This is a genomic window from Pseudoalteromonas rubra (genome assembly GCF_005887115.1).
Lineage (GTDB): Bacteria > Pseudomonadota > Gammaproteobacteria > Enterobacterales > Alteromonadaceae > Pseudoalteromonas > Pseudoalteromonas rubra_F.
Map to the genome: position 1 here is coordinate 1 of NZ_PNCJ01000053.1, position 6,140 is coordinate 6,140.

At 49.6% G+C, this 6,140-nt stretch carries 4 protein-coding genes and 2 tRNA genes; all 6 read right to left on the reverse strand.

Going from position 1 to position 6,140, the window contains the following annotated elements; genetic code table 11:
- On the reverse strand, nt 1–2,453 hold a 2,453-nt coding region (rsxC, locus tag CWB98_RS21795; protein WP_171045725.1), incomplete at its 3' end, for an electron transport complex subunit RsxC.
- A gap of 9 nt (nt 2,454–2,462) precedes the next feature.
- The gene (rsxB, locus tag CWB98_RS21800; RefSeq protein ID WP_046006703.1) at nt 2,463–3,017 is read right to left on the reverse strand and encodes an electron transport complex subunit RsxB; all 555 of its coding nucleotides are present in this window, start codon (nt 3,015–3,017) and stop codon (nt 2,463–2,465) included.
- 1 nt (nt 3,018) lies between these two features.
- Complete coding sequence (gene rsxA, locus CWB98_RS21805; protein WP_010386487.1) at nt 3,019–3,600, reverse strand: electron transport complex subunit RsxA; 582 nt, start codon at nt 3,598–3,600, stop codon at nt 3,019–3,021.
- 172 nt (nt 3,601–3,772) lie between these two features.
- Nucleotides 3,773–5,716: an EAL domain-containing protein gene (locus CWB98_RS21810; protein WP_138546732.1), complete on the reverse strand. Its 1,944-nt coding sequence runs from the start codon at nt 5,714–5,716 to the stop codon at nt 3,773–3,775.
- Nucleotides 5,717–5,911: 195 nt separating this feature from the next.
- Nucleotides 5,912–5,988 (reverse strand) — tRNA-Asn (locus tag CWB98_RS21815).
- 21 nt (nt 5,989–6,009) lie between these two features.
- Nucleotides 6,010–6,086 (reverse strand) — tRNA-Asn (locus tag CWB98_RS21820).
- Nucleotides 6,087–6,140: the final 54 nt, after the last annotated feature.

A 6,140-nucleotide genomic window follows, 5' to 3' on the forward strand; every position in this document is an offset into this window, starting at 1 on the left:
GCCTTAGCACGGGCAATCGCAGCAGCGACGGCGGCCTTGCGGGGATCTTCCGGCTCAGCAGAGATTTCGGCAGGTTCAGCAGAGGTTTCGGCAGGTTCAGCGTCTGTTTGCTGCTCGGCTTCTTTAGCGGCTTTCTTTGCCTTAGCACGGGCAATCGCAGCAGCGACGGCGGCCTTGCGCGGGTCTTCCGGCTCAGAAGGTGTATCGCTAGGTTCTACGTCTGTTTGCTGCTCGGCCTCTTTGGCGGCTTTCTTCGCCTTAGCACGGGCAATGGCAGCTGCAACGGCAGCCTTACGAGGATCTTCCGGCTCAGCGTTGGCCTCGGCTGGTTCAGCGTCTGTTGATTGCTCGGTCTCTTTAGCGGCTTTCTTTGCTTTAGCTCGGGCAATCGCAGCGGCGACGGCGGCCTTACGAGGATCTTCCGGCTCAGCGTTGGCCTCGGCTGGTTCAGCGTCTGTTGATTGCTCGGTCTCTTTAGCGGCTTTCTTTGCTTTAGCACGAGCGATGGCGGCGGCAACGGCAGCCTTGCGAGGATCTTCGGCTCCTGTGTCGCTTTGTTGCGGTGTTGCCTCGTTGTCCTGCTGAGCTGATTTTTTCGCTTTGGCGCGTGCAATGGCCGCAGCAACAGCGGCTTTACGCGGATCCTCTGCTGTGGCAGCTGAAGAGTCAGTCGCGTCATTTTGTTGTGCTGCTTTTTTAGCTTTAGCCCTTGCTATGGCGGCGGCAACGGTATCTTTGCGTGAGCCTTCTCCGCCGGCATGCATCTCAGGGGCAGCTTGTGCGTCTTTTTCTGCTTTGTACTGACGCGCTTTTTCTTTGCGCTTAGCGCGTTCCAGCGCGACCTCTGAATTGTCTGGCTCCAGTGTGCCATCGGCCGATTTCTTAGCCTTAGCCCGTTCTATCGCAGCCTGTACTGCGGACTGGCTGTCTTTTTTCTGTTTGACGCGCTCCATCGCGGCACTGACTTTGTCGTTTTGCTCTGTACTGCGAGTATTGCTGCGTGCTGAGCGTTTATGGCGATTCTGACGCTCTTCCTGCTCCCGCTCGAGTCGCTCTTTGCGTGCCTCAAAGCGTTCCTTAGCACGCTCCGCCTTCACTTTTTCGAGCTTTTGCTCGCGGATCTCGGCTTTGGCAACCCGGTAATATTGCACCAGCGGAATTTCACTCGGACAGACATAGGCACAAGCACCACATTCAATGCAGTCGAACAAATTATGTTCTTCCAGCTTGTCGTACTCTTTGCCTTTGGCAAACCACTGCAGTTGTTGTGGCAGCAGGGTTTGCGGACAGGCATCGGCACATGCGCTACAACGAATACATGCCTGTTCGGGGCCGGCAACGGCCAGCTCCTGATTATCCGGTGCCAGAATACAGTTGGTGGTTTTAACCACCGGAATACGAACCGTTGGCAGCGTAAAACCCATCATAGGACCACCCATGATAACACGCTGTTCTGCCACAGGTTCAAAGCCCTGGCAAGTAAGTAAGTGCTTAATCTCTGTGCCCAGCAGTGCCCAGACATTTTGTGGTGTCTGAATGGTGTTTCCGGTCACAGTTACCACGCGCTCAATCAGCGGTTTGCCTTTGCATACGGCTTCGCTGACGGCAAACAAAGTACCGACATTCTGTACCAAAACGCCAACATCGGCAGGTATTCCACCACTGGGGACTTCTTTTGAGGTCAGTACTTGGATCAGCTGTTTCTCACCCCCCGAGGGGTATTTAACCGGCAGACTACGGATCAGGATTTTATTATTGTGAGCCGCCGCTGCGGTCATCGCCTGAATGGCTTCAGGTTTGTTGGTTTCAATACCAACCAGCACATATTCTGGGTTTAGCAGGTGCTGCATAATCTCTATGCCCTGCACAATTTGCTCGGCATGTTCGCGCATGAGCAGATCATCTGCAGTGATGTAAGGCTCGCACTCAACGCCGTTGACCACTAAAAATTCAACAGGTTTATGCTTTGCGCTGTCGGCTTTGACATAGGTTGGAAAACCCGCACCGCCCATTCCGGCAATACCGGCATGGTGAATAATGTCGATCAAGGCTTGGTTATTGAGCTGGGTGTAGTCCGGAACCGGGCTCAGTTCACACCAGTTGTCCTCACCGTCTGGCGTGAGTACGATACTCAATTCAGGTAAAGCGGAAGGGTGTGCTGAAGGCATAGGTTTGATGTCACTGATCACCCCAGAAGTTGGCGCATGCACAGGCAAAGACCAGTTTGCGCCCGGGCGGGTCAATGCCTGACCTTTTAGTACGCTGTCCCCTTTATTAACCAGCAGCTGACCGTTGGCGCCAATATGTTGCTTCAGAGGTAGCACCAGATAGTCGGGCAGGGGAATACGACCAATACTCGCCTGATTTGACACAGATTTTTGCTCCGGTGGATGAATACCACCGGGAAACTGCCACAATTTACCGTGTTCAATTTGCTCAAGTAAAGTTTCCACTTAAACCTCTTAGTCGATTTGCTTTACAGGAATGGCATCAATTTGCCATTTCCAGGTTTGGACGGTTTGTGCCACCGGGATCATATCAATACAATCGACAGGGCAGGGGTCGACACACAGGTCGCAGCCGGTACATTCGTCTGCAATGACGGTATGCATTTGGCGGGTCGCGCCAACAATTGCATCAACCGGGCAGGCCTGAATACACTTAGTGCAGCCTATGCACTCATCTTCGCGTATATAGGCAACCTTCTTAATGGGCTCTGCTTCTTCACCTCCGGCCAGGGGCTTGGCCTCTACGCCCATTAAATCGGCCAGTTTTTTCACCGTTGCTTCGCCACCGGGTGGGCATTTATTTACATCATCACCGTTAGCAATCGCCTCAGCATAGGGGCGACAACCAGGGTAGCCACACTGACCACATTGTGTTTGTGGCAAGATGGCATCTACCTGATCAACAATGGGGTTGCTTTCAACCCGATACTTAACGGCGGCATAGCCGAGAATAAGGCCAAATACCAGCGCCAGTGCGCCTATGGCAATAAGTGCATAAAACAGTGTCATCTTAGAACTTCACCAATCCAGAAAAACCCATAAAGGCCAGCGACATCAGTCCGGCTGTGATCATGGCAATTGAGGCGCCTTTAAATGGTGCCGGTACATCCGCGACGGCCAGACGTTCTCTCAGTGCGGCAAATAGGACCAGCACCAGTGAAAAGCCGACGGCTGCGCCGAACCCATATACTGCAGAACCAATGAAGGTGTGGTCATTTTTGATGTTGAGTAGTGCAACTCCCAATACCGCGCAATTGGTGGTGATAAGCGGCAGGAAGATACCGAGCAGGCGGTATAAGGTTGGACTGGTCTTACGAACGACCATCTCTGTAAACTGCACAACCACAGCAATCACCAGAATAAAGCTCATGGTGCGCAGGAAAGTGAGATCCAGGGGAAGCAAAATGTACTGATTGACCAGGTAGCTGGTGACAGAAGCCAACGTCAGAACGAAGGTGGTCGCGAGTGACATACCAATGGCGGTTTCGAGTTTGCCTGAGACACCCATAAACGGGCACAAGCCGAGGAATTGCACCAATACAAAGTTATTTACCAGCACTGTGCCAATAAGCAACAGAATATACTCTGTCATGCTTGCCCCTTAGTGTGAATGAATTTACAGAGAACCAGAATAGACTGAGAATTCTAACAATTTCGGGCCTGAGATCACAGCATTTAGCCGGGAGAGAGGGGGGAAAGTTTGTTAAAAATGGCTAGTAAAGTTGACAAAAGGGCGACAGACTCGCCCCTTTGTCATCAGAGTATTAAATTTCTTTTGGCTTTTCGATGTAGTAACCCTGAACGCCATCCAGACATAAGGTTTCAACGATGTGTTTTTCTTCCTGGCTTTCGACTCCTTCGGCAAACACACTGACCCCGATGCGGTGAGCTAGGTCGACCATCAGACGCATAAAGTACTGGTTGTTTTTGTCCTCCTCCAGTCCTCGGGTATAGCTGGCATCCATCTTAATAAAGTCGGGTTTCAGGTCGCGGAAGAACTTAAAGGATGTGAGTCCAACACCGAACCGTTCAACGGTTATCCGAGCACCAACCCGGTGTACCATATCGATAAAGCGTTTACTGGCTTTAATATTCTGTTGCAAGCCGAATTCGCTGACTTCAAAGATAAGCTTGGATGCCAGGTTGGCTTCTTTTAGCAAGCGTCGTTCAAGCCAAATAACAAACTGATCGCTGTGCGCACTGGATGCAGTTACATTGATCCCGAAGAACTTTTCATTGAAATTGCGCGACTTGATCATCTCAATTGAGGTGTCGATTATGAGTTGATCTATTTCTATCGCCATTTCCAGTTTTTCGGCCATTGCAAGGAAAGAGGCTGTGGGCAGCATTTGTCCGTCTTCGGTTTTAAAGCGGGCTTGTATTTCGGCATAGGCTTTGACATTTTTACCAATTGGCATAATGTTTTGCATCATCAACATAACGCGACGGCTTTCAATAACTTCACGAATAACGCGTCGCCAGTTTTGGTTCCCGAAACCTGCGCCGACATTATTTACCAAGTCGGTTTCACGCTGCAGGTGCCAGGCGTTGGCTTGCTTGCTTTGTGCCATACTCATTGCGTTATCCACAACGGATAACAACTCGCCCAAAGGCTTGCCTGACTCGTAAGGGACAATACCTGTGTTTGCAACTGAGCTTAATTCTTGGTTTTGCTGATACTGAGTGAATCTGGCTTGTAATGTTTCCCCAAAACGCTCAGCTTCTTTAGACGGGATATTTGGTAGGATAACCGCAAAATCTGAACTATTGAGGCGGAACACCTGACTACCTGTGTAAGTACCGCTGACATGTTTGACGATGTCGGCAATCCCTTTAATATACAAATCGCCTTTTTGGTAGCCACGAGTTTGGTTAATCATTTGCAATTCACTACAGCGCACCATCGCCAGTGAGCCGAAACTCTTATCGCTGGCTGACTCAATTTGGTGTTCGTAGTATTCAACAAACATATTGCGGTTTCCAAGCCCGGTCACCACGTCTTTATACGCTTCTTGCTTGATCGACTGGGCCGCAGACTTAATGTCTTCCTGCTTACTCTTCAAAAAGTGGGCAAGTCGATTGAAAGAGGGCGCCAATTCAGCACCAAGCTCAGCCACTTTATTCGTGTTGAAATCCTGATCTATGCTTTCAGTCACCTGATTCTGCGTAATATAGATATCTACAGCATCTGCAACCGTCATACTGACATTACGGTTTAGCTTGCGATAAATAGTCTTCATATAGAAGATAGGAATGAAGGCCATCAGTGCAGAGATGATGATCATGAAAACGAGCGCCTGTTGTAACAATTCAGCTTGACTCTGTACGTTGATCAAAAACTCGATTTTGATGTCTTTACTTTTATTAACCGCAAACTGGGGTCTGATAGAGTTTAGTGTGTCGGCAATAATGCCCGCCAATACTGGCATTTCGCTTTGGGTATTGATGTTAAGTACGGTTTGCCCGGCAAAGTCGCGTACAATAAAGGAAGAAAATACATTGCCACTGCCAAGAGACAAGCGAATATGCTCGGGCGTGACATCTGCCATGGTTTTTTCCTGAATATAGTTACTTACCATACTCTGTGCATTTTGCTGTGCTCTGCTGACGGCATTGTCAAAGCTACTTGCGATCAAGAAGCTACCAAGCGCAGAAAAAACAATCCAGGAAACGAGCTGGAGAAATATGAGTTTTTTAAAACCTGCCATTGTTATTCATCTACCTGAAACTGGGATTAAATTCCGTTCGTCGATTGACTTGCTATAGCAGCATTTTTGAGGAGTGAAATAGCCGCCTAGAATGCCTGTAGGGTAGAGCATTCATCAGAAAAAGTCTAATATAATCGAACAATTGCCAATACAAGGGAAGATGAAATTAAATACATACAAGGGAGTATAATGAGATGGCTCCCCCTCCCCGACTCGAACGGGGGACCTGCGGATTAACAGTCCGTCGCTCTAACCAACTGAGCTAAGGGGGAACAAAATGTTGTTACTCAAATTGGCTCCCCCTCCCCGACTCGAACGGGGGACCTGCGGATTAACAGTCCGTCGCTCTAACCAACTGAGCTAAGGGGGAACTTTTTGAGCAAAAAACGATGAGCCAAATTAAATGGCTCCCCCTCCCCGACTC